Origin of the sequence: Streptomyces kebangsaanensis (assembly GCF_001906585.1) — a bacterium.
GTDB lineage: Bacteria > Actinomycetota > Actinomycetes > Streptomycetales > Streptomycetaceae > Streptomyces > Streptomyces kebangsaanensis.
Window position 1 is genome coordinate 27,787 of record NZ_JUJA01000144.1, and the last position, 755, is coordinate 28,541.

Consider the following 755-nt stretch of genomic DNA (forward strand, 5'->3'; position numbering starts at 1 on the left):
CGGTGCCCTGGAGACCGCCTGGCGTTCCCTCGAACGCGCCGCGACGCCCGCCGAACTGCGCGCCGCGCTCGCGGCCTCGCCCTGGGGCGACCCCGGCGCGGAGACACCGTGGGCGCTGATCACCGGCATGCGGATGGCGGCCGCCCGGCGGACCGCCGCGGCCGTACCGGCCGCGCGTCGCTGGGCCCAGGGACGCGCCGCCCTGCTGACGGCCCGCGAACGGTTCGTGCACCGGCGCCCTCTGCCGGCGCCCGTGCGCCGCGACGCCGCGGCCCTGCTGGGACCGCGCGCCGTCGACGCGGCCTCCTTCACGGACTTCCGCGACGGTCTGCCGTCCACGGCCCGTTGGATTCTGGAGGGCATCGGGGAACCGGGCGGGCTGTGGCGGGCCGAGGCCCACTGGTGGCGGGTTCTCCATCTGGACGGCACCGCGATGCTGCGCACGGGCCGCCACGGGCCCCGGACGGTCGTGGGGGCCGTCGCGGTGCTGTCCGCGGACGCCTGGCGGGTACGGGCCGCCCTGGAGTCGGCGGCCCGGGGCGGACGTCCACTGGAGGAATGGGATGCGCTGGTCTGAGGTGATGACGCCGGTCCGGATGCGGCGCGTGGCAGTGGTCGTCCCGCACCCGGCGCTGCGGGACACGCTGGTGCGGATCGCCGAGGCGGGCTGCGTCGAGCTGGACCGGGTGGAGGAGGCGGCCCCGGGTGCGGCGGCCCAGCGCCTGCAGCGGCTTCAGGCCCGCCCCGAGGCGCCG

At 78.5% G+C, this 755-nt stretch carries 1 pseudogene; it reads left to right on the forward strand.

The annotated features are described in order from the left end of the window. Positions 1-563: 563 nt before the first annotated feature. Positions 564-755: pseudogene (locus tag RH94_RS44165) on the forward strand (ATPase); the annotation flags it as partial.